A 25,072-nucleotide genomic window follows, 5' to 3' on the forward strand; every position below is an offset into this window, starting at 1 on the left:
TAATTGTAATCAATTGGTCAAATAAAAAACCAAATGGTGATTATTATTCGTATCAAACGAATGATGGAGTAAAAGTATGACAATTTTTGTAAATGATGCTTCATTTGAAAATTTAAATTCTGTATTTGAGTATTTAGATCGTGAATATGAAAATAAAGATGAATCTGAACCCATGCTTTCTCTAACTTTTCGTTGTAATGAGGCGCTTAAGGAAGATGAATTTGCTCAGTTACTGGCGTTTGTTATTAAAAAACAAAAAGTTGCTTTTCAAATAAACTTACAAAGAGAAGATCTGGGTGCTTTGACTCAGCAAATGATTGAGCAAAACAAACTTCTTACCGATGCCTATATAGTTACCAAAAGAAAGATATTTAGCCAAATTCATCCTGATCCAAAAGACCAATTCATGTCGAAAGGGAAAGAACCTGCTGAAAAAAGCCTCCGTAAAGCCAAGATAGATTTAGTTAGGGGTGTAAGTGGCGGCATACAAATTCAACAGCAGCAACAACAGCAGCAACAACAGCAGCAACAAACAGTTCAACAGACTACCAATCGGAAGGCGCGGGAAAAAAGAGAGCGCACGAATCTCGAGCTTGTTATTAAAGCTCCAAGTGAAGAAAATCCTCATGGTGAGTTGATAACTAAGGATAATATTGAGGAAAAACTAAGAGATTTTACCAATCAGGTTTATCCTGGTCAAAATATTGATTTGAATAAAATATGGACTAATCTAGTAGGTCAAGGTGCTGAGAAAGCTCAAAAGAAACAACGTATTGAGTCTGTAGAAAGAGAGGCAATGGAGGCGATTATTCGCCACCACACTGAATTTAGTTATGGATTGGTCTTTGACAATTTACCTTCAGGTTTTTATATAGAAAAACAGGAAGATGAAACCCAAATATTACGCTACAGTTCTGCACCTCAATATCAAAATGTTACTAATCCACTCACTCTGAAACTGACTGAACCTGTCGAATCAATTGGTTCACATCAGCAGTTCATTCTGCAGCTTCTTGCTGGAAAAGAATCCCCACCAGATTACATAAATTCTGCATTAAATGGCAAAAATAAAGAGCTTAATAAGTCATACCCGAATGCGAGGGATTACAAAAAACGCTTCGCGGAATTAACAGGTACTAATCCATCAAAAATAAAGGGGGCATTCCACTTTTTCTTAGCTGAATTAGTAGACAATGATCCGCAACGCTTGGAAATGATTAAAAGTCTCCTGAGTTCATTTAACTTTAGTGATAAACAGTACCAGGGACTTGCTAGGGTACTAATAAATAATGGTGATCGAGGGATATTAAAGTTTTTACAGCAAATGTCTGTTCTCAAAGATAAAGAGTTATTTACAATTTTTGATAAGGTTTTTCTGCAAAACAACTTTAATTATGACGCTTTGCTTACTGAGCGTGGCCTGAAAAATTTGGAAAAAATGTCCAAACTCACTGGACCACAATTGACATGGTGGGAATCCCTTATAACCGAACATCAAAAAGCAGGAGCTCCTACTGATTTTAATGAATTGTTCGAAGCATACAATTATTTTCTCGAAGAGATGGAGAAATTAGGACTGAAACAACTCCCACTTGCTTGCCCTATCAAGAATTTTGAGAATATGAAGCCAGCGTTAGATAGAACCTTAACTATTCTTCGTAATGCAAGTGATAGGGAGGAGCAACTAGCTTGCTTGGAAGGTTTGGATTATGGTCTTTATAGTGCCTATCATGCCAGTCAATATAATGGTTATAAAATAGTAGCCAAGGAAATGGGAGTTAAACCAGAAAATGAAGGTGATCGTTTAAGCTATTCCTTTAGAAATATTCCAGAATTTTTCACAAAAGGAACTTTTTCTGGGATGGATGATGCTGAGAATTTTGACTATAAAAAATCGGAAGAATTTTTTTATCGCTTTATTGGTCAACAGGAATGTGCTTTTTCATTAGATACTTATAAAGAAATTGTACAACTAGTTGCTGAACAAACGGAATTTCCCGACCGAGCAGATAAAGCTAATATGCTATGTATTATCGCATTGATTACAACTGGACCTAATGCATTAAGAAAAACTAATGATCCTGTGAGCGAAGTACGCTCCCTTCTTAATCGTATCGAGCGTTATCAAAAGACTTTGGAAGGACCACGGGCTAATTCCCATTTAGCACAAGGGCCTTTATCCTCTCTAAAAAATGCTGATCCTAAGTTTTTACCAACTCCAGCTGAAATAGAAAAAATTATCGATTTCTTAGCTGAAGAAGAGAATGTGGACATACATCTACGTACTACAATTAACCTCCTACCATACTATGAAGATAAAGTTTATCTGATGCTTGATAACCTCAAGCAACGAAGAATCATGGAGGCACAAGGCAATAATCAAATTGAGCAAATATCTTTTGAACTTTTATTTGGCATTATAGTTGATCCACGATTTCAGGAGTCACTTATAGGTAATGAGTTTAAGAGAACACAAGGCCTATTTGAACAAAATCCTGCAGGTAAAGAGGATATGCAACGCTTTGTAGCGATGCTTTCATTGCTAAGTGATGAACTCACAGAAGCCACTAGAGCCGATTTTAGTGAGAAAGTACTAAATTTAGCAGGAAAAGTACGGATTTTACCTAGAAACCAACGCGATTTATTCTTCTCTATAATAGGAGATATAGACATTACTAGATCCACTTCACTGCCTTCTTTTGATAATCTGTCGGATATCCTACAAGAAATAATAGATCCTAATCAAGACTATAATAGCCGAGAGGCTATGTTAGAATTAGTTCAAGATGTTCTTCCTGATACCAAAATTGGTAAAGAACCAATTAATGAATCATTGGCTGGATTAGTTGGTGTTTTTCAAGATTTCTTTAAAGATATGAACTTCAGTGAGCTTATTGAAAAAGCTATTGTTGAAGATATAGTACCAAATATTCCATGGCCTCTTAAAGAAACGGCAGCAGGGACGTTGAGACAGGATACCGCAGCATTTCGTACTGCAGTCGATCAATTTAAAGATTCTTTAGCAGTCGAACTGGTTGACCTTGAAGAGGTATTAATAAAATTAAAAAACCTGGATAACGAAACAGCGAAACTTGTTAATTATAAGTTTGCCAAAATTCCAGTCTTACCTTTTATACAAGGAAAAATTCTAAGTCTGGCTGGGGAAGAGCATCAAGATAAACTGGCTGCGTTCTTTGAGAGAAAAACGTTAATGGTTTTACTCAAAGAAAATCTTGAAGCGCGTTTTAAGCAAAATCTAAATAGCTCAATCAAAGTATTGCAAACCGCTAATGAACCATTTAATAAGTTTCTAACAGATGCCTTAGGTGGGATCGATGATAGAAAACCAATTGATAATGCATTAAAAGAATACAGTGATCGTTTTGACATAGTTAATGGATTTACCAATGCACTCATTCGGATTAGAAATCGTAACGAAGCGGACTATCGAAGAGTACTGGCATTAATTAACTCCCCTAATAATTTGCCTCATTTCCAAATGCCCAAGATGTTACAAATGACTCAAATCATGAGTAATTTGTTAGAACAACCTAATGTGTCTATTGAATCGCAACTCAATATTATTTTAAATGCTTTAGAGACACATAAACCCAGCATAGAAACAATTCAAAAATCTTTGGAACAAGTCAAACTACTGGTAGAGTCTAGTGAATTGTTGAGCGCAGAAGCTTATAAAGCGTTGTTAAAGGCTTCTTTAAATCATAATTTATCTAAACCAGAACTTTTTCCACTCAAGCAAATGATAGCGCTTAAGTCAATTCCTAATATTGATGAAGAGCAAGCCGAGGAATTATTTAGCCGCCTTGTGAGTGTAGTGGAACGCATTCCTTCGGATCTTATTACCCCATTAATAAGTACAACAACGAATGCAATTGGCAGCAAAGTAGCAATCACACCGACTATAGTTCCCTTTGCGATACTTTTGTTGAAAAAATTTACTAATTGCAACGAATTGGAAGTTCAAACCTATAAAGAATTATTTAATAGTTTACCCGAAGATCCGGAAATACAAGCGAAATGGATTAAAATTATTGCTCGTGCAACTGCTGCAACTGATGTAACTCTTGAGCAGATTAAGTTACTACAAGCAGGTTTGGTAAAACATGCTTTATCTACAGATAAAATTGTCAATTTATTTTCTTTTCAACCTTACCCAAAATTAGAGGGATTATTGACTGCTCTGGCTTCAGATAATGAACAGGCACTCGATCAATTTATAATGCATTTCGATAAAGATCCAAAATCTGGCCGTGCTCCTAGCAAAGATCCAATCACAGGCGAAGTAGTTAAAACGACTGAACAAATTATTCATGATCAATTCGAGACAAACCGTATTCAATCGGTAATAACAGGGATTAAAGGTATCCTTGAAAATAAAAATCTCTCCTCGCAACAACAATATGATTTGACTCAACAAATTGTTTACATCAACGCCATAGGTAAAGATTTCCAACTCAAGATTGGGGAAAAAACTTACCCCAAATTAATCGAGGCAAGCCGTGAACAACTGCGTGAACTTTCAGATGAATTAATCAAACAATTAAGGACCCCAGGCCATACTCCAGAAGAAGAACGCGCGATTAATTTAAAATTGCTGGCAGTTATGCGTGAAATGCATTTCCGCAGTACTGGAAAATTTCCGCGAACAACGCAAATGATTACTTTGCTGCTCTCACTTGATAATCCTGATAATTTGTTAATGGAAATCAATACAGGTGAAGGAAAGAGTATCACTACAGCATTACTTGCTGCATTACAATGGGCAAAAGCAAAAGGAGATACGGTTAATGTGTGTACCGCCAATATGGGTTTGGTTGACCAAGACTACACCCAAAAAGGTGCGGTAAACTTTTTCGATTGTATGGGTATACCTTCCGCTATTGTACGTTCTGACTCACCTGCTGGAACTTATAAAGTTGGTGGTATTAACTATTCCAACGTTGCTAATTTATCTTTATATCGTTCACGAGCCAAACTGGAAGGTGAGTCACTTACCGCAATGGTTGATGATCGCGAAATTGCAACTCATTTAATACTTGATGAGTCAGATTATGTTACGTTGGAAGATAAGACACTCTTTAACTTGGCAATGGGAGTAGATGGTGGTGATGATAATCCTTTAGCCTGGGTGTATCCATTAATTAATGAATTTATCGATAAGAAAGAATTCCTAAATCTTAATGTAGATAAAGGAGACGTCTGGACCAGATTACGCGATATTAAAGAGCTTAAAATCTTTTTGGATGAACGTGCAGGAACTGTAGAAAATAAAAAATTATTAGCCAGCCTGGATGATAAAAAATTTGATAACTGGTTGAGTGCTGCTTGTGTAGCTAAGAGCCGAATTCCTGGTACCAATTATATCATTCAAAAAGAAAAGCGAATGTTAAATGGAGAGGAAAAAACAGTACATATTGTTGTGCCTTTAATTAATACGGTACCTCAATTTGGTGCTATTTTTTCTAATAGTGAACAACAATTCCTCCAGGCTCGTTTACAAAAAGAAGATACAAAAGGACGTTTATTCCCGATTGATCCGGAAAAGTTATTTATTGCTAGCGAATCAGCCAAAGATTTCATTGATACTCATCGTAAGCGAGGCAGGATTATAGGTATTTCAGGTACGGTAGGTGTGCCTTATGAGTTAATGGAGCAACAGGTTAAATATGGCTTAAAGGCGATCAGTATTCCTCCTCATGAAACAAATCTTCGCGTTGAATTAAAAACTCGTGTTGCCAAATCAAGTGCAGCTCAAGTAGATGAGATTAAGAAACACTATAGTTCTCTTATAAAAACAAACAGTGAGCAAACACAACCTGTATTAATGATTTGTAAAGACATTAACCAGGCCCGTGACTTATATAACAAATTAGGCTCTCCCGCTGGGCAAATTGAGGGAAAAGAGCTGCAAATAATTACTGGTGAGGAATCTGAAGAAGAACGTCAACGGATGATCGAAAAAGCAGGTCAACCTAATGTCTTTACGATTTCCACTTCGTTACTTGGTAGAGGAACAGATATCGATCCAAAGCATGACGATGGCTTATTTGTTATCCAGGCTTATCTGGATACAGAGCGGAATACACGCCAAATCATTGGTCGAGCTGCTCGTAATGGAAAAGTGGGTCAATATGTTGCTATCTATGATGAAAATGGTATACCCCATCGGCAACAATTTGGTTCGCTGATGAAAATGTCTTCTGCTGAACGGGAAAAAACGCTGAAAAAAATTCAAAAAATAATGAATCAAGAAGCGGCTGTTGAACGACACTTTATCCAGGAAGTTGCTATGATTCAACAGGTTGCAATGAAGCAATTTGATGAGTGGCAAGGATTTCTGAATCATTTACATAGTGAACCAGAGCGTAAAGAGCTTAAAAAATCACTCTTATTGATGCGTGAGGGATTGATTACACAGCTCACTGAACAATGGAGGTTGAGACTTGAAGAGTCTGATTCAAAGAAAGAATATCCTAATCCTTATATTCGTCGAGATTCTCAAGGAAAATTGATCACTCAAGATCTTAATGCAGCTTTGAAAAGTTTTGAAGAGGATGCGGCCAAAATTTGGGCAGAGACTCGAGTTAAATTAAGCGGAAAAACGGAGAATAAGCTCAATGTACCTGTTGAACAATTGCGTGCAGAATATATGCTTCAGATTGATTTTTCTGAGCAATTAAAGTTAAGTAAATTTAATGCACGTGAGGAAAGAAAAGCCGCTGCCAAAGAACAGGAACTTGCCTTAAGACGTATAGAGTCCGGTTTGGATCCGGATGCTGCTGTATTGCGCTTTGGTGGAACCGATGGTGTGCCCGAGGAGATGAAACAACGTTCAGCTTGGACGCAGTTAAAGTTAATTGCAAGTAATTTCAATGATGTGGCTGAACGAACCTCTTTAAAGGATACAATCAGACTTCCTTTATTGGAAGGGGAGAAATCCGAAAGTAATGAGCGCTTAGAGCAGACATTTACTCAATTTGCTACAGCTTTTCAGGATCTTAAAGCACAAGGATCTTTAAGTGAACAAAATCGCATGCAGCCTGTAGTGGTTGAGTTTCTTGCTGTTTATAATCAGGTTAAGGGTCTTTTTTCTCATGAAGTGGATCATGAAGTGGATCATGAAGTGGATGGACCTGGAGAGGATGCTGAGGAACAATCACTACCTAGAATAATGAACCAATTGCAAACTGATTATATTGATACTGTGGCGAGTCAACTTGCGAAGGATTTGGATCACATGTTTTCTTGGGCGAAAGAGCAGAAAGGATTTTTCTACTTCATAGAGCGGACTGCTGTTAAAAATGCAGTGGCAGAAATTCTCGCTGCTACTAATGCACTTACTAAGGCTGACCCAGAGGAAAAACAGGAAAAAATAAAAGAACTCTATCGATTATTACAAAAGCACCAAGCCAAATTGGAGGATTTGTGGATTCCTTCTTTTGGCCATAAAAATACACGTGATCTTATTAAAAATACCCTAAGGACTTTTGATGACTTGGCACGTGTTGCGGATTTACCTCCAACGTTTAGAGCTGAATGCCGTGAAGAAGCTTTATTTGACGTACATTTTGAGAAGTATTCATCACTTATTGCTGAAACGGACAAAAAAATACAGCAGAAATATCCTGAAAAAGATCAATCGCAGGCAGCTAAAAAAGCGAGGGAGGATTGGAAAGCAATTAAAGCAGAAATAGAAGACATTCACCAAAATAATAAAAGTTTGTATGCATTTTCCGAGATCGATCAATGTCTTGCTCGCCATAAAAGGATATTACAAAATAGTAGCTCACCGCTTCTTAAGTTCTTACAAGAATTAATCTATAAGTTACTTCCTAAATCAGAAGAGGTAAGCGAGCAATATCCAGAGCTAATGGATAACAGTCGCTATCTATCAAATAAAGCGGAACAAGTTCAAAAAACTTTAACTGGGCTCCAGAATGTTGATAGTGTGAAACATGTATCAATTAAGCATGGCCATACCGGCTTTAGCGAATATTTCGACTTAGTCGTAGAGGGGGCGGGCAAGGAAGCGGTATTTAAAGATTTTACTCGTTATAATACGATGTTAGATAGCCTTACAGCAAAACTTCAAAGCAAAAAAGAAGACAGATGTATCCTGCGAGAAAAACATACTAACCTCCACCAATACATTGAAACAAAAATTTCAAAACCAATTACTGGGGAACAACCTGTACTTCCAATTGGGGAGGGATTGCCAGAACAATTTAATGAGACAGTCAGAGAAATTAATACGCATATCAATTTATTAAATAGCGACGGTGTTTTAAATGATAATGAATCGTTTTCTGTTGAAGCAAGAAGACATATTAGTAATCGCACATTGGTTAGTGATTTGACCGCACACAATTACCCAGAGATTTTACAAAACTTTACTGACGAAAGAACCAAGCGGATTTTTGCAGAATATTTCAAAACTTTCAGTGAGAATACAAAAGTAGTAAAGATGTTAGTAAAGACGAAAACAGCATTACTGACACAACTTGTGGAAGCTGAAAAAGCGAAAGAAAAAAAAGAAAGGGGGGGGGGTTCTAAATTTTATTTCCACTTTGGGTAGTGATGACCCTGAAAAAGTCAAGGTTAAAATTGAAGAAAATGCGAAAGAGTTGCAGGCTGCTCGATCTAAAGTAAATTTAGATCTTCTAAAACAAACAGAAATAGATCGATTAGATAAACAGGCTAGATCAACATTTAAAGAACAATTAATTGCGGAAATCACTTCATTGCATGATCAATTAAGTGAACATCGAGGAGAGATGGCGAAAGACATTGAAGTACTCAATCCACAAATCACCTACTTGGATGAAATGATTTGCGAAGAAAAGGGCAAAAGTAGTGTGATGATGCGCCGTTTTGAAAGTTTAGATGAACTTTTAGAATATGAGGCAGCACTGAAAGCAATGCCTAAAAAAGCGATGCAAGAGGAAGTAGAGCATGTAGGAGAGCATGAGGATTCATTAGGCGATGAAGCTAACCCAATTGCTAGTGTAGTGAGCAATATCTAACTTTCGACGCAAGGGAATGGGCGATATCATTGAAAATCCCAAGGAAAATGAATGGGATGCGGATTTTTTGAGCACAATTAAATCCTTTTATAAAAAATAAGGCAGCTAAATAAAAATCTGTTATCTATATATAGAAAATCTGGAGCTTTTTCTTGAGAATATTCAGGATTAGAAGTGATTTCCCATGTTCAATATCCAAAATATTCAAGTAAAAAAGGGCAACAAATGAAAAAAATCCCCAAGATCAAATAAAACAAAAATTGATCTTGAATGCGTCTTTGCTCTTTTTCTCTTGGTCGCAGTATATAAAACGCTATAAAAAGAAAGACAACGCCTATTAGTATGCTTAAAATTTGCGTGTATAAAAATCCGGACGTAAAATACCACGGAGTTGTCTGCACAACATTATCTTCTGCTGGAATAACTTGTACCGTAGTAGTAAATAAATTCATTTTTTTAGTATAAGAAATATTTTTTATTTATCCTCGCTCCATTTGACTAAGATTTCAAGTATGTAAGCAAATCATGTTATTTTTTAATTGTAAATAAAATGATCATAATAATTGATATTTTAACTAAATGAATATAAAATATTCTTTTATCGGCAAATTTTATACTTAAGATATTATGAAAATTTATTTAGTAGGAGGCGCAGTACGTGACAAATTACGTGGCTATTGCCCCAAAGATAATGATTGGGTTGTTGTGGGCGCAACCTGGGATGATATGCTGCAACTGGGATATAAACCAGTACGTAGCAGCCAAGAAGCAAAAGAGATTCCTGTATTCTTACATTCCAAAACTAAAGAAGAGTATGCCCTTGCTCGATGCGAAAGGCGAACAGGAAGTGGGCATGCTGGTTTTGAGTTTGACATCTCTCCTGCAATCACTTTAATGGACGATTTAAGTCGGCGAGATTTGACGATAAATGCAATGGCCTTACCATTTGAAGAAGAAAAATTAGGTGAATTGATTGATCCCTATAATGGAAAAGCTGATTTGGAGCGACATATCTTACGACATGTATCGCCAGCATTTGTTGAAGACCCTCTTCGATTACTACGTACTGCACGTTTTGCGGCTTGCTTAGGCTTTCAAGTTGCTCCAGAAACAATGGTGCTTATGAAGCAGATGATTGCTGAAGAAACAGTACATGAACTGAGCTCCGAACAAATCTGGAAGGAACTGGAGCGTGCACTCATGGGAGCATATCCGAAAAATTTCTTCGATATGCTTAAACAAAGTGGTGCAGATAGTATTTTATTCCCTAATATGGACATCTCAGCCTCCAGCATCAACGCGTTGCAACGAGCAGCTGATCATAAAGATTGTGCATATGTTCGTTTCGCTGTTTTGATGCACAACCAGTCTCAACATGAAATAAGTGCATTTTGCAAACAATTTAACATACCAAATCAATACCGTGATTTAGCGTTATTAACAAAGAAACATTTGGCACAATTTCGCCGTGTTCCGGAACTGGATGCAGGGGAGTTATTGGATTTATTGACAAACATTGGTGCGTTCCATAATAAAGAACGTTTTGACAATTGCTTACATATTTTTGAGCTGTGTACACAAGAACCGTCGTATGTGAAACAAGTACGCAATGCCTTTCAAGCAGCTAAATCCATTAACACCAAAGAACTTGCTTCGAAATATATCGGGCATGAAATCAATAGAAAAATTAAAGTATTACGTATCGAAGCGATCCAACAATATGTCAATGGCCCAAACGAGCAACTAGACTGTGTAATAAGGGAAAAAGAGCTGTCCCTCCCAGGATTAAAATTACCGATGTATACTTAAAAATAATTAATTAAAATAACATAATAATGGCACGAATTCTGGTTTTACAACATTCTCCCTATGAGCCATTGGGTATTATTGTTCATACCTTAAGAAGGATGAAGTTACGCATTCGCTATGTCAATTTTGCCAGAGATCCCCATCAGCGAGTGGATATGAATCGTTATCATGGCATTGTTGTTCTCGGTGGAGCCATGCATCCTAATGAGCTTGATTTGTACCCGCATCTAATACATGAAATAGAATTATTGCAGGTAGCAATTGCTAAAGAAGTGCCAATATTAGGCATTTGTTTAGGTTCCCAATTACTGAATATAGCTTTGGGTGGAAGCTGTTATGCTTTAGACAAACCTGAACTTGGATGGACAAAAGTAGACAAATGTGGTGACCATGATTTATTTGGACTGTTTGATCTTCCAATACATGTTTTTCAATGGCATCAATTTGCAAACCAGACAGCCCCAGGTATTGAGATTCTTTTAGAAAACAATCAGTGTGTACAAGCCTTTTGTCATCATAATAGTGTAGGGCTTCAATTTCATTTGGAAGTCGATGCCAATTTGATTCAACGGTGGCTTGAACATCCAGAATATTTAGAGCATTTACGTCGCTATCTACACCCCGAAGAAATTCATGCGATTCAGGAAGAGACCAAACTTCATTTGCCCAAGTCAACGGCGATAGCAAAACATTTTTTTGCTAATTTTTGCCGCTTGTTTAATAAGAAATCCTATGCTTTATCGTCATGGACAGCTGGAAGGGATTTGTTTTAAGCTTTGGAAGCAAAGAGTGTGGGAATTCTACTGAACTCCATTTAAATTTTGTTTTTAGTTATATTGATATGATCCTTGGTGACAAATCTCCTTTTTCTCCTTTTGAGTATCGAATTGTATCTCGTAGGTTTTTGTAGTTTCTTTAACAAGGATATCAGAATAGTTCTCTGAAATATCTGTGAAGCCGTCGAGGCAGGCAATGGTTGGATCGTTCAAAAAATTGCGGACTACAAGTGTTGCAGACCCAGATAGTTGAGAGGTAATCCGACCAAGGTAGTTCTTGGCTATTTCATTCGGAAAATAAGAGAGTGCATTTGAAAGCGAAATAAATCCGCTCTTATTTTCACCCTTTTCCAGCGTTGAAATGATATCTTCCTGGATGTAACTGACCTTACACATAATCAATAAATTCACCAGAAATGTTAATAAATTTAACAAATAAAATATTAAATCACCACAACAACGGTTAACAAACATTAAATAAAATGCAAAGCCCTATTACTGAAGTTGGATGATTGTGAATTAATGTCTATGTAGGAGTCGGTGTTATGCTTTCTTTCTGGGTAATTTCTCCGTTAGTAGAAGCAGTAACTTGCGTACCATATATCATTCTTGACATAGGACTCCAGAAGAAAGAGAGTGTGCCTGAAAAGAAGCCGCCTGTCTCCGCATTAGCTTTTTCTGGACCTTTATTTTTTTCTTTGCTGCGATCAACCACACCAAAATGCTCAATGGCATGTTGTTCTGCCAACTTCATGAATAAATTTGCCTCAGCAATAGGTGGAAGCTCTTGCAATGGCCTGTCTTTATAAAATCGTTCTGCAGCCATTATGACTAATCCATTAGCTTGTTTTAGTAAGTACAATTCGTCTACTTCAATTTTTTTGCTAGGGACTATACTGCGTAATGCAGCTAAGTCATAAATAAAGGTTTGAATTTGTTGATAAAGCTTTGCAAAATCTTCAATAATATCAGCAAATTGTTCTTCATAGCTTTGAGTTAGTTGTTCAATGCTGTATTTTTCCAGGCCTTTCCCAGACAGTTTTTTATAAATATGAGCTATTTTGCGTGTTGACGGATGATTGGGTAGAGTTTTATATTCTTCAGAATTTATAATTTCATCAAGAATAACTGAAGGGCTATTTTCGATGTGATTTAATTGCATTAATAATGCACTAAAAAAGTGGGTTAAGCGAATATCTATAGATTCTTGAAAATAATTAAAATCCTTTTCTAATCCCTGGGATTGAAGAACCAACGTATGGTTTATGCTGGTGAAACTTAAGAGAAGAAGTTCTTCGACAAACTGTTGAATTATTAAATTATCTGAAGCAGACAGCTCTTTAAATTTAGTAATGATATCAATAATTGCTTGATATAGAGTTTCTTTTTCTTGTTCTTTTTCAATTGAGATCCAATTCTCCGTTAAATATTGCTGACTTACCTGACGAATCACGATACCAAATGTTTCCAATACAATTTTACGACTCACTTCAGAATCCAGGATGGATGCTTCTTTATTAGCAATTTTTTTAATATTTTCTTCTAGGGCTAAGCTAACGGTATTAATCATCTCAGTAAGATTTTTTCTTTTGGCATCAAGACCAAAAATTTTAAAAAAATGTGTTTGCATTAATAAAGCATGTTCTTCGTTAACATAACCAGAATAGGCAGTAAATACATCATTGAAGAGGCCGTAGATACGCTCTTTATGTAAAATTCTGCGTTGTTTAGTGAGGCCCATGTAGGAGTAATGAGTTGAATTATAGGCATCATACCCAATTTGATTTTTAGCGATTGCAGCATAAAGTGCGCGTAGAATGGTAGGGAAATCAAGTGCGGCTATATCAATTGATTCCGCTTCAGCATCGATTCCCGAATATTTTCTACCTAAAGCGGTATACTGATGAAAGATCTCGATACCATCATGAAACGCTACATGGTACTTATTTAAAAAATTAAGTATCTTATATATCATTATTTTTTGGACATGGGTGGTTTTATAGCCATCAGGGGAGACAATTATTCCTTGTTGGGAGCCGTCATTTCCACTTGAGCCTGTTCCGTGATGTCCGGGCATGGAGTAACAAACAAGATTTTGTTTTTCTTTAGAGACTACTTCAGGATAAATCGGAGTGAATCCCCAATCAGAATGTTCGTTTGCATAATAAATTAATTCAGCATTTTTTATAATTTCCGGTAATATAAAAAAACGTTCGTCATACCAAGTAATCGGAAAACAATCTCCAGGGACAGGGTCTATACCAAAAAAGTTTATTGATGTATGCGGCAGATTTGTTTTTAGCTTATTAAACCATTGCTCTTGTTCTTCTTTGGGAATAAGATTAATTTGGGATTTTAAAGACTCTATAATGTCTGGTGTATTATTTGTTGGTGTACCTTTGTATCGCTTGGTTTGCTGCTCAGCTAACTGCTTCAATACCTCTTCAAAGGTAGCACACCCTGAAATAATTGTTTGTATTGCTTGTAATTCATGGGCTATTAAAATCGATTCAACCGCGCCTCTACTATGAGCAATAATGTTGATTAATGTTTGTCCTCGAGCTATCGCTTTTAATATTGCCGCCAGCCCCAGGGATATTTTCTCTCCTACATTAGAGCCATCTGTTTTGGGCCCATTAATTACAGTAATTTCATCAGATTGCAAGGGATAAGGATTTTTTGTGTCTTCTTTCGTCGTTTGAGCAAGTGCATTTGTTTTAATTAAAAAAGAAACTATGCTCAGTGTTTCCCCTTTAGGGTAATCTTTTACTTTTGCTCCCTTGGTATAAGGGGAGAGTTTTGCAGTTTGTTTTAATTCAGGGGTAAAGTCAGTGAGTGTACCTAGCATTGTGAGTGTGAATGGTTGCTTTTCAATTTTACTGTCCATAGTAGAATGCCCCATAGTGTGACACAATGAACCATTATAGACACTATTGAATATAAAAATAAACAAGCACGCTTATATTAGAAAGCTCGGATATGTCCCTCGCGCAGATGGCGATTTATAAATAAGTAATTATTTATTTTTAAAACATCTTTTTTCATCGCATTCCTGACTTGTACTGAGACTCATTTAGAGCTTCCAAATTTTCAATCAGTGTATCTGCCTGTGTTTTGTTAATGAGATTTTTCTGTTGAATTTGTTGAATGAATTCTATGGCTTGTTCTGGAGTTTCAAACACTAGAACAACCACATTTTTTCCCTTATATTGTTTTAGTTGCTCTTGTTCTTCTTCAGATATCTCTTGATAAAGTTGACTTTTCTTAAACTCATCCAGGGAGTCAAAGACTTGCGGTTGAGCGTTTTGTTGAGTCATAAATTCATTATAAGCTTGAAGTATCCTCTTTCTTTTTTTTTCGTCATCAATACTTAAAACTATTGGCTTTGTCATAATAAGTACTCCTTTCGCTTACTTATAAGTTAAAGAAGTAGCTTCTTTGTATTAAATTGTCAAAAAAAATGTAAATTATTATAAAACAAAAGAATAAGCATATTATGAAAATGCAAGCTTATCAAAATGTTACTTAAAAGAGTAATGTCCTGGATTTAGAAATGGCTTTTTTATCTGTAAAGATCTAAAAAAGAGGTTATATTATTGGTTGATTAAGTTAATATCTTGTTGTTGGAGATTCGCATCCTTTCAGGAGGTTGTGCAGTTTTTATATTTTTTAATGATCTGTCTATATTTTAGATAGAAAGTGAAAGGATATTCATAATGAAACGAAGTAAAAAACTGTGTTTTATGCTGGCTTACTTGTTGGTGATACTGCCTTTTATTGGTTTTTATTTTGGTGACTTTTATACTTTCCTCCCTTTTTTTATATTATTCACATTGGTTCCGCTGATTGATTCTTGGCTCGTTGATTCAGGCAATCCAGAGAGTGCTCAAGAACATGTACTGCTAAAAGACCGATATTTCAAACTCCTTACTTGGATATATGTGCCTTTGCAATATTGTTTTTTGATTCTTGCGGCTTATCTGCTCACACATTTCCCTTTAACAGCAACGGAGTTTATTGGGTTTAGTTTATCAATTGGACTTCTGACTGGAGGGATTGGAATTACCCTTGCTCACGAGCTAATGCATAAAAACTCCAGGACTGATCAAATCCTAAGCAAAACATTATTAGTCAGTGTATGTTACGGTCATTTTTTTATTGAACATGTCCGTGGACACCATGTTCATGTGGCTACACCCAAAGATCCTGCAACATCTCGGCTAGGAGAAGGTTTATACCAGTTTTTACCTAGAACAATTATTGGTTCTTTTCGTTCTGCTTTGAGCATAGAGTGTAAGCGTTTAAATCGACTAGGATATTCATGGTTCCATTTAAAAAATCAATTCTGGTGGATAATTAGCATGCCCGTTGTTTTGGCAATGACTCTTTTTTATTATGGTGGATGGATCGCTCTTTTCTTCTTTATTCTTCAATCGTTGACCGCTATTATTTTGTTGGAAGTCATTAACTATATTGAACATTATGGTTTGGAGCGCAAGAAACTCACCAATGGATCCTATGAGAAAGTTTCAGAACAACATTCATGGAATGCGAGTCATTGGCTTAGTAACATGCTTCTTTTTCAACTGCAAAGACATTCAGATCATCATGTTCATGGAGCACGCCCTTATCAATTATTAAGACATATTGACTCAAGTCCTCAGCTTCCTTCAGGTTATCTGGGAATGATAATTCTGGCTCTTTGTCCTCCATTGTGGAGGAGGATAATGGATAAGAGGGTACTTGCCAAACGCGCGCTAAATCGATGAATCCTGTTTCTAGGTGATGTTCTAAATAAAATAAAAATGAGTTACTTTTTTACGATAACACTTTTTAACATATCATCAGACGCCTCTAAAGCATCATTAATTTTTGATACTACATCGTAATTCGAATGAAAAAATTTAGGGGAGTGTCTGGTCCTTGCAACAGGTTTGGCTAAAGCAATTGCCTCTTCATCTGTTATTTCTGCTGCTTTAATATAGATCTTAATTGATTTTCGCAAAGTCTTATCTAATTGAGATATAACTTCATAATAATTATTTGATTCATCAATAGGCTTAGCAAAGTCTCTAGTGAGTAGTTCAGTAGCCCTCCGCACCCCATTTATTTTGCGTTGTATCATTTGGTATTTTTCATTACTTACACCATATTTTTTCTCTAATTTATTGCTAACTTCTATAAGAGCTCGCTCCAAATTTACTGCTGCTGCAACAATCATTCCCTGTTTTTTTTGAAATAGTTCATAAACTGCAGCAATATGCTCTTTAGTATTATATTTTCTGAGGTAATCGGTATTATAATTTCTAATAGGGCTAAAAGTATGTTTGGAAGGATTAAAATCTTCTACATGATTGGTATAGACATCTAAAACTTCGTCATATTTCTGATAATAATTTTGGGTTCGAGAAAGGTATTCTGAAGCTGGATATACATCATCAGACCAAGGATCACAAATATAAGCATCCCTACCCCAGGTCTCTGGTTTCTTGGGATCACTGCCTTTTTGTCTCCCAACTACAAGTACGACGTGGTTGCCGCCTACTAATTGAAAAACTTCTGCATTTACGTGAGGAACATAATGAGCAATATAATCTAAAGCCAGCTCAGAAAGTTCATTACAATTCCCAATTGAATATTTTTTACTGCACTCAATAGATTGGTAAAATTCGTAAATGTAATAGTCAAACTCTAACCATGAGCTTGCAGATTCCTGCGATTTTTCTCTTATAGCTTTTACCGCATTACTAAGACTTTTTTTCTTATCAATAAGATAGGTATTATTAATAAGTTGAGTTCCACCTTCTATTATAAATTCTCTGGCGTATTTATTAGCAAGGTGAGCGGCATCCTTATTTGAATAAGGGACAATAGATTTTGGAAGTATCATGATTAAATAAATTGATTGATTTAAATAAAATTATAGCTGAATCTGTATAAGAGCACAGGTTTCTTGCAATCGAACTCATGATGATGGTGGTAGTTAAATCAATGCAAGTGCTGACATGTTTATTGCTCCTCGAGTTAATCTAGCTATACTTAAAGTTAATTCATATTTCATTAGAGGCAATTTATTATGATCATTGACGTTCATGCACATTGCTTTCCCAAAGAATATCTTGATGATATTGAGAAAAAGGGAGGGGATTTGGTTAATGTGGCTCGTTATATGAAAGCAGGGGCGGATGAGCAAGAATTAGCGGCACGCTTTGCTGTAATGGAAAGTGCTGGTGTGGATTTACAAGTGCTTTCAATCGTGCCTCAAGTTCCCTATTTTGCAAATAAAGAGGATGCTGTGAACAGTGCAAAAATGGCCAATAATCTTTATGCACAACTTATTGCCAAATATCCCAAACGTTTTCAGGCATTTGGAATTTTCCCTCTGCCGCATATCCAGGAATCATTAGATGAAATTAAACGCTGCTTTGATGAATTAGGAATGTGGGGAGTTACCCTGACGACCACTGTCTTGCAGCATTCTATTGTCGAAGCAAACCGGTTTGAAGACATTTTTACTGAGCTAAATCGCCGAAAAGCTGTAGTATTCTTGCATCCTGCCGGTTGTTGCACCGGAGAGCAGACTAAGGTCTTTGGATTAACGTGGATGATTGGGGCTCCATTTGAGGACACTTACGGCGTGCTGCATTTGATTTTATCCGGTGTCACTTCACGTTTTCCGGATATACGGTTTATTAGCACCCACCTTGGCGGATATTTGCCTATGATTATGCAACGTATTGATAATTTATATACAGATTGGGGGGAAGGTGAGATACAAGGTAAGCCCAGTGATTTTATAAAAAAATTTTGGGTTGACACAGTAGCTCATGGCCACATTCCCGCCTTGCATAATGCAGTTGATGTTTACCCCTCAGATCATTTACTGTTAGGTACAGATTACCCTTATGCGAATCATGATAAATACGTTAGGGCTGTAGATTATATTAAGCAGGCTAATCTCCCTGAAGATCTCGTCAGAAAAATTTTAAGTGATAATGCCAGAGCCTTGTTTAGGATGTAATTGCCAATGTCAACTAGGTTTAGCAAGACTCTTACAAGGAAGGGCAGTTAGGTTGTGCCATTTTACCCATTGCAGAAAGCCATTTAAAGAGAAGATTAACTGCTCTAAAATGGATAAATTTAAAGTAAAAAAAGTTCCCTCGACATAAAATGCCAGCATTGAACCATTCTGGAAAATGCAATACATTTTTTAAGAGTTAGGAGTTCACAATACAAGAAAATGTCTGTGATGATGCAACTATAACGTTTAATTTGATGTTGTATTTAGGATTTATCTCAAGGAGGAACTTTTCAACCTACACAAAAAGGTAGAACCGTTTCAATAATTAATTTTTTTAGGATGCTTATGCTAATCTATTATAGATTAATGAGGCCTGCTTACTTCATCGGTTTTCAATAGTTCTCCTTGAGGGTGTTTGATAACTCTCCTTAGCCCATCAAGTAAATCAGCGGTACGAGTACTAATTAGGCCATGGCGAACTTCAGGATATTCTAACTCAATCTCACTGACAGCCTTAGTGATGTCCATAGTTCTTGCTTTAAAAATCAAACTAGAAAGGGCATCTACTTTAATTTGCTTTATCTTTTTATTGGGATACCAACAGCAATCAATTTCTTTTTCTAATGAATTGATTAATTGTTTGATTTGCAGTAATTGTTCCTTGGAAAGACTTGAGTTTAAAGTTGCGGAATTTAAATTAAGGGATAAATTTTTCTTCTTCTGAGAGTTTTTTTCTGCAAAAAAGGATAAATTAAAAGGTGTTGGGTGTTTCATCGGTGCTTCCGCAAGGGTATCGCTTAGTAATTGCCTTAATTTTTTTGCCTGTGCAGTGAGGAGATTGGAGTGAAAAGTTGATGCGTTTTGAATGCAAGCGTTTAGTTCATCATATGTTTGTTGAGTGATGGTAGGAGCCAGTTCGTTAACAGGTATTAAAAATGACAGGTTATCGTCAGCAAGAACAACATGTTCAATTAATGTAAAGTGGGTTGCTTCTGGGTATTGATTGCGCAATGCTGCCAGAAATGCTGGAGATTGCCCTAAACGGGCAACTACCGTGGGAGAATAATTATTTTGTACGAGAATAGTTTTTAAAAAATTAATCTCCAATTCCTGGTTTTCTTGACTTCTTTGACAAGCAATTAAAGCCTTATGAATCATCTTCTTAAGCATGCTTTGATTGAGTAGGACTGTAGTGCTTTTAAAGGAGTTGAACTCTGAAAGTACAAAAGGTTTTTGGGGGTAAACGACTTGAAAAAGAGCAATATAAGCAATGTTATTAAGCACAGATCTTTGTAACTCATCTTTTAAGCCATACAATAAGAGTCGACATCGCTTACTTTGGTCATTTAGATTGAATTTATCGAGTTGTGAAGCAATATTAGTGTTCAACAAACCCAATGCCAGATCAGCAAGCTTTTGTAAGGAAGGATGAGCAAACGAGGTGAGTAAATTAACTAGTGTATTGATGTTGGCATCTGGAGTTGCTAACAGGCCTAAAGCAGTAAGTAGACGATAGCATTCGCAAAGATAATGATCTTCACAAATTGGATTCGTGGGTTCAGTATGTGATTCAATTAATCCTTTTACTAAGGTTAATTTATTTTTGATCTCTTCAGGTTTTAATCCTTCGCTAAGATCTTTAGTAAAAGCGTCAAAAGAAGCGGCAATAGCTGCGTTTCTCTCTAGATATTTTTTAATAACGGGATCATCTACGCCAGATACTTCCAGTAATGTATAATTTGTTTTAAGCGTCTCTCTTAATACTTTGATACCAACAGGACTAATCTTCTTGTTTAGCCCAAGATGAATTGTCGTCAGGGTATTGTTAACTTTGAGTACTTCAGACAACGAGCTAATCCCCGCATTGCTAATGTTGTTGTACGACAGATCAATAGTTTTTAGAGTTTTGTTAACCTTGAGCGCGTCACATACATAGTTGACCCCCACATCACTAATTTCGTTATATACGAGGCGAATAGAAGTCAGCGTCTTGTTAACTCGAAGCGCCTCAAATATATGTTTAACTCCAGTATCACCAAGATCAGCGACGCCAAGATCAAGCACAGTGAGGGTGGTGTTGCTTCTCAGTGCCTCACTCAAATATCGAGCACCAATTGGACCTATTGGGTTTGACCCCAGAAAAAACTTGGTGAGTACTGTGTTTCTCTTAAGTGCTTCACTTAATTTTTGGGTACCATTAGAACCAATCTGGTTAAATCCAAGGTTAAGCTCAGTAAGGCTTGGGTTGACTGTAAGCATCTCGCTTACAAATTCGCTATCTGAATCTACCATCTGGGTAGTTGCAAGGTTAAGTACAGAGAGGGTGTTATTCGTTTTGAGAGCTTCACATATATGCTGAATACCTATGGAGCCAATCGGGTTGCCTTTAATAATAAAAGTACTTAATCCGCAGTTAGCTTTAAGTGCCTCGCTTAAGTCTTTAGTATGGATAGATTCTATCTGGTTGTATGAAAGATCAAGGCTTTCAAGATGTTGGTTCGTTTTGATTAGTTCGCATAAATATTGAATACCGCGAGACTCAAGCGCAAGATAAATTGCACTGTTTGCGAGGTTAAGAACACGAAGACTGGTATTAGTTTTAAGTGCATCACGTAAGTATTTAGCGCCTTTAGGACCAATCTTGTTGTGGGAAAGGTTAATATTAGTTAGAGTTTGATTTGTTTGTAGCGCTCCGATGAAGTCTTTTATCCCATCTGGACCAAAATCGTTGTATGATAAATCAATAGTGGTAATAGTTTTGTTGGTTCTCAATTCCGCACTTAACACGTGCAGACCATCATCACCAATTTTTCCGCCGTTTAGATCCAGAGTGAGGATAGGAGGATTGTTTTCCCTTATTTGCGGAATTAAAAATTCTAATAGCATAAATTTATCTTTTTGTATGAATCAATTTAATGAAAAATTATTTTTCAATATTAACTAATTTTAATTTAATAGCAATATTTTTAATCTTTTTTTGAAAAATTACATGCAAGGCGAAAATCACGATAAGGGAGAGGTTTAAAAAAGGACCAAGTTCTTCCACAATTTCGGGAGACTTCAGGCTCCGTTGCAAAAAAACTAAATTTAGGTCAAAAATCCATCCTCGGGTAGATCTCGATTGTAAATTTAGTTTTTGCAATCAGCCTTATTTGTTCCTAAAAGGCATAATCATAACAGGTAAATTGGCCGTCATCGGAGTATGCTAAATTTGGAGGATTTCAACGCAAAGACGCGAAGAACCACTACTTATAATTGCTTATATCAAAACGATATATTACTCCAATATTACCCATGTGGGCTTGGAGGTTTTTGCCCCAATTACTTTTATCGGTTGTTGCTGTATAGCGATATGCTGTATTTACTGCAAAATTTTTCCGAAAATTATAGGTTAATCCTGCAGTTCCTTGATAAGCAAAGGAGTTTTGGTCTATGTTAAAATGAGGTTTTTTGAAACGGCTTGTACTGTTTAAAGTGGCGTGCATAAAGGCATAACCAATGCCTACCCCAAGAAAGGGAGAAATTTGAGTCAACACTTCAGGAAAATCATAATAAAGATTTGCCATAAGGATATTTGCTTTAGTACCACCATCGATATCCAATGCTTTTTTATAATTTACACTATACTGATTTGTATCAACATATAAGTAAGTATATTGTAATTCATAACGAATAGTATTACTTTGGTATCCAACGCCACCACCAGCATTATAGCCCCAGCGATAATGCACATCAGAGAGCAAGAAACCATAATAAAGTCTTTCTACATTAGAAGGCGAGTAAGTGTAACCGCCAAAACCGCTGGCATACCAACCATTAACTGTATCCGAGGCAGATACGGCTCCAGCGGCTAATAAAGCAGTAGTAAATAGTGCACGTTTCATAGCATTCCCTTGTTATTTTTCTTTTGTAGCTCATGTTATCGATTTTTATATTAAATTTGCAATCCCTTTATCTCTAAAAACGTCAAATCCCGAATTTATACAATGACAGAAAACAAATTTGGGACGATACTGTTTTTGGGTTTTTTGCATCTAAAATCCAAGATATTGGTATTTTTAACCCTGGATTTATTAACTTGATGGTGTCTATGTGTGTTATGCTTCATGTTTTTAGTGCATTTATCCTACATGAAAAACATGATTACATTTTCAACCCAATTAGCTAAAGAATTTTTCTCATGTCCACCAGATCCAGCAGATATTTTTTATGCAGGAAAAACAGCCGTTAATTGTGAAGCTAATTCCTTTTCTGTAAACTCTTTATCTACTTTAAAACAATTACTGGTGCAAGAAAAAGAAACCATTTTTCGCTTTTTAGTTGATACAGAAGGTAAGTTGTGGTTTGCTTTTGAAACTCGTCCTCATAATAAAGCACCGAAACATTTTCAAATGACTGGTGCTCCTCTAGAGACTGCATGCTGCTTGACCGCAGGAAATATAAAATTTAAAGATAAAACAGGAGCTGTTTTAAAAAATATCAGCCACCGCAGTGGTGATTTTCACCCTTCATTTCTTTCACTACGTTGGCTACTGGCAATACTTCTTGTCAATGAAGAATTACTGCCTTTTAAGTTGCCTAAGTTTATTGTTATAAAAGAGATAAAGAATAAGAAAATTTATAAACATATATGGCGTCTAAAAAAGATCAAAAAATGGATGAACAGTTTTCGTCACAATGAAACGCTTATAAATCAATTACGCCAGTCAAACCTAAGCAGCAAAACAGTACATTATGAAGCAACAAGGCACTGTGTTGAGACCAACTTTACTTTGTTGACGAGAAAAGAGCGCAAGGAACACATAACGACGTAAATTGTGACTCGCCTCTATGTTGATAAAAAAATTGGAGTATTAAGTGGGGCGTAGATTTATAAACTAAATTTGACTTCATAAACACTTCTTGAAAACCGACAACGACCAGAACAAGTTTTGAATGAATTAAGGGGTTCGCGTCGCCACACCCCATAATTAAAAATGATATGTTATATAACTATCTAAAAAAGGAGATGGCAGATGCAAAAAAAATTGCAGAGCCTTTTTGTTAAGGTAGGATTAAGTTTTTTATTTATTAGCTCAGAGATACACGCTTCTCCACCGCAAATCAATGTTACGGCCCCCGTCCAGCAAAAGCGCATTGTAACCGTATTCGGTAATCAATTAGTTTTAAAGATAAATAATGATGCTACTAGTACAATCAACGCCAATGCAATTACTGTTACCCAAAAAACGTACTGCCCAAATCTTGAGGTTAATGACAGCGATTGTAGCAATGTGGCTCCTGGAGATAGTTGCATTTTGCAATTAAGTTCGAATACTCCTTATGCCCCATGTTTAATTACTATCGAGGGTAGTAATACTGCTAACAGCCTGGAAATTTTGATTGCTTTTTCTCATTTGGGAGGATTGGTATTTCAAGAAAATGGCGGTAGGGGCAAGGTGGTAGCCAATGTAACCCAACAATTTAAAAGCTCGTGGACCCACAGCAATTTTGATATTGCTGGTACAGGTTATGAAGATGGCGTCATTAACACAGGTTTGATAACGATGAACCCAGCTTGTATTGGTGAGCCGTCCTATTGTGCAGCCTTATCCTGCAGAAAAATTGGTGACGAATGGTATTTACCAGCGAGAAATGAGTTGACCACAATCCATAGCTCACTTTGTTCTAATGCTAAAATTCCTTGTAATTTTGGTGATTTTTTATCTGCATTCTATTGGAGTTCATCGCAGTACGATGAATATTATGCTTGGTTCATTGATTTTCCATCTGGGATCAATTTCCAGAGTAATAAACTTTTTGGACAATTAGTACGTTGTGTCCGGGTTTTTAATCCTTGATAAGATCAGATGTTAAATTCTGGGTTAATTTGTTTTTTCAACAGAAAATTTAAATTTAGTTTATTAAATTAGGACGTTTTTTTAAAGTTTTTCAAACGATTAAAAATCTGATAAAAAGACTCCATATTGAAAATGGAGCAAATGGATGTCAAGATTTGTTTTTGTAGAGCAAATTAGAAGAATTACTGCCTGCTTCGAAAGGTCTCCATGGAGAAAATGATCGATTATTTATTGAAGCAGTTTGTTGGATAATCAGGAGGAGGACGTCTTGGAGATATTTACTGCCAGATTAGGGGAAATAGCAGACCATTTATGGTCGTTATAACCGATGGATAAAAAAGAGAGTTTCAATGGAATACTTGAAATTTAAAAAAAAGATGGCGATCACGAATGGCACAAGATGTGATGATCATATTTATAAAGAAAGGAGTTATATCGAGCGATTTTTTAATAGAATCAAAAGGTTCAGAAGAGTCGCTACGCGGTATGATAAAACTGCCGCCATGTTTTTAGGTGCATTAACTGTGATAAGTATTTTGTTGCTATGGCTGAAAGTTTAAAAATCCGCCCTAGTCTATTATT

The 25,072-nt window shown here is 36.2% G+C and carries 14 protein-coding genes and 1 pseudogene; 9 read left to right on the forward strand and 6 right to left on the reverse strand.

Annotated features, from left to right (window positions below; translation table 11 throughout):
• Positions 1–76 precede the first annotated feature (76 nt).
• The 4 genes from Ltuc_RS03995 (at position 77) to Ltuc_RS04015 (ending at position 11,626) form a co-directional block, all read left to right on the forward strand.
• Complete coding sequence (locus tag Ltuc_RS03995; protein WP_058520038.1) at positions 77–8,596, forward strand: hypothetical protein; 8,520 nt, start codon at positions 77–79, stop codon at positions 8,594–8,596.
• A complete protein-coding gene (locus Ltuc_RS04000) occupies positions 8,589–9,044 on the forward strand; it encodes a hypothetical protein (RefSeq protein WP_058520039.1) in 456 nt (151 codons plus the stop codon). The genes Ltuc_RS03995 and Ltuc_RS04000 overlap by 8 nt, the downstream gene beginning before the upstream one ends.
• Positions 9,045–9,671: 627 nt before the next feature.
• Positions 9,672–10,853 carry a tRNA nucleotidyltransferase/poly(A) polymerase-related protein gene (locus Ltuc_RS04010; protein ID WP_065236206.1) on the forward strand — a complete coding sequence of 394 codons (1,182 nt, stop codon included), beginning with the start codon at positions 9,672–9,674 and terminating at the stop codon, positions 10,851–10,853.
• Positions 10,854–10,879: 26 nt separating this feature from the next.
• On the forward strand, positions 10,880–11,626 hold the full coding sequence (locus Ltuc_RS04015; RefSeq protein ID WP_193786840.1) for a type 1 glutamine amidotransferase: 747 nt from the start codon (positions 10,880–10,882) through the stop codon (positions 11,624–11,626).
• A gap of 54 nt (positions 11,627–11,680) precedes the next feature.
• Here the strand turns inward: Ltuc_RS04015 and Ltuc_RS04020 are convergent, their stop codons facing one another.
• From Ltuc_RS04020 to Ltuc_RS04030, 3 genes are all read right to left on the reverse strand, one after another.
• Positions 11,681–12,103, reverse strand: a complete 423-nt coding sequence (locus Ltuc_RS04020; protein ID WP_133138255.1) for a hypothetical protein — start codon at positions 12,101–12,103, stop codon at positions 11,681–11,683.
• A gap of 52 nt (positions 12,104–12,155) precedes the next feature.
• Positions 12,156–14,516 carry a hypothetical protein gene (locus Ltuc_RS04025; protein WP_058520043.1) on the reverse strand — a complete coding sequence of 787 codons (2,361 nt, stop codon included), beginning with the start codon at positions 14,514–14,516 and terminating at the stop codon, positions 12,156–12,158.
• 154 nt (positions 14,517–14,670) lie between these two features.
• Positions 14,671–15,021 carry a hypothetical protein gene (locus Ltuc_RS04030; RefSeq protein WP_058520044.1) on the reverse strand — a complete coding sequence of 117 codons (351 nt, stop codon included), beginning with the start codon at positions 15,019–15,021 and terminating at the stop codon, positions 14,671–14,673.
• 324 nt (positions 15,022–15,345) lie between these two features.
• Between Ltuc_RS04030 and Ltuc_RS04035 the strand changes: the two genes are divergently transcribed.
• Positions 15,346–16,398: an alkane 1-monooxygenase gene (locus tag Ltuc_RS04035; RefSeq protein ID WP_058520045.1), complete on the forward strand. Its 1,053-nt coding sequence runs from the start codon at positions 15,346–15,348 to the stop codon at positions 16,396–16,398.
• 41 nt (positions 16,399–16,439) lie between these two features.
• Here Ltuc_RS04035 and Ltuc_RS04040 read toward each other — a convergent pair whose 3' ends face one another.
• Entirely contained in the window at positions 16,440–17,519 is a 1,080-nt protein-coding gene (locus tag Ltuc_RS04040) for a hypothetical protein (protein ID WP_058520046.1), read from the reverse strand.
• A gap of 186 nt (positions 17,520–17,705) precedes the next feature.
• On the opposite strand from Ltuc_RS04040, the gene Ltuc_RS04045 reads away from it, so the two are divergent.
• Positions 17,706–18,650, forward strand: a complete 945-nt coding sequence (locus Ltuc_RS04045) for an amidohydrolase family protein (protein WP_058520047.1) — start codon at positions 17,706–17,708, stop codon at positions 18,648–18,650.
• A gap of 363 nt (positions 18,651–19,013) precedes the next feature.
• On the opposite strand, the gene Ltuc_RS04050 is transcribed toward Ltuc_RS04045, so the two are convergent.
• Positions 19,014–21,536 carry a leucine-rich repeat domain-containing protein gene (locus tag Ltuc_RS04050; protein WP_058520048.1) on the reverse strand — a complete coding sequence of 841 codons (2,523 nt, stop codon included), beginning with the start codon at positions 21,534–21,536 and terminating at the stop codon, positions 19,014–19,016.
• Between the two features lie 359 nt (positions 21,537–21,895).
• Positions 21,896–22,534: an outer membrane protein gene (locus Ltuc_RS04060; protein ID WP_058520050.1), complete on the reverse strand. Its 639-nt coding sequence runs from the start codon at positions 22,532–22,534 to the stop codon at positions 21,896–21,898.
• A gap of 255 nt (positions 22,535–22,789) precedes the next feature.
• Between Ltuc_RS04060 and Ltuc_RS04065 the strand changes: the two genes are divergently transcribed.
• The 3 genes and pseudogenes from Ltuc_RS04065 to Ltuc_RS14925 all read left to right on the forward strand — a co-directional run.
• A complete protein-coding gene (locus Ltuc_RS04065; protein WP_058521598.1) occupies positions 22,790–23,464 on the forward strand; it encodes a hypothetical protein in 675 nt (224 codons plus the stop codon).
• 201 nt (positions 23,465–23,665) lie between these two features.
• Entirely contained in the window at positions 23,666–24,490 is an 825-nt protein-coding gene (locus tag Ltuc_RS04070) for an Lcl C-terminal domain-containing protein (protein WP_058520051.1), read from the forward strand.
• Between the two features lie 404 nt (positions 24,491–24,894).
• A pseudogene (locus Ltuc_RS14925) lies at positions 24,895–25,050 on the forward strand (IS5/IS1182 family transposase); the annotation flags it as partial.
• Between the last annotated feature and the right edge of the window lie 22 nt (positions 25,051–25,072).

The sequence above is a fragment of the Legionella tucsonensis genome (assembly GCF_001468035.1).
In the GTDB taxonomy this organism is placed as follows: domain Bacteria; phylum Pseudomonadota; class Gammaproteobacteria; order Legionellales; family Legionellaceae; genus Legionella; species Legionella tucsonensis.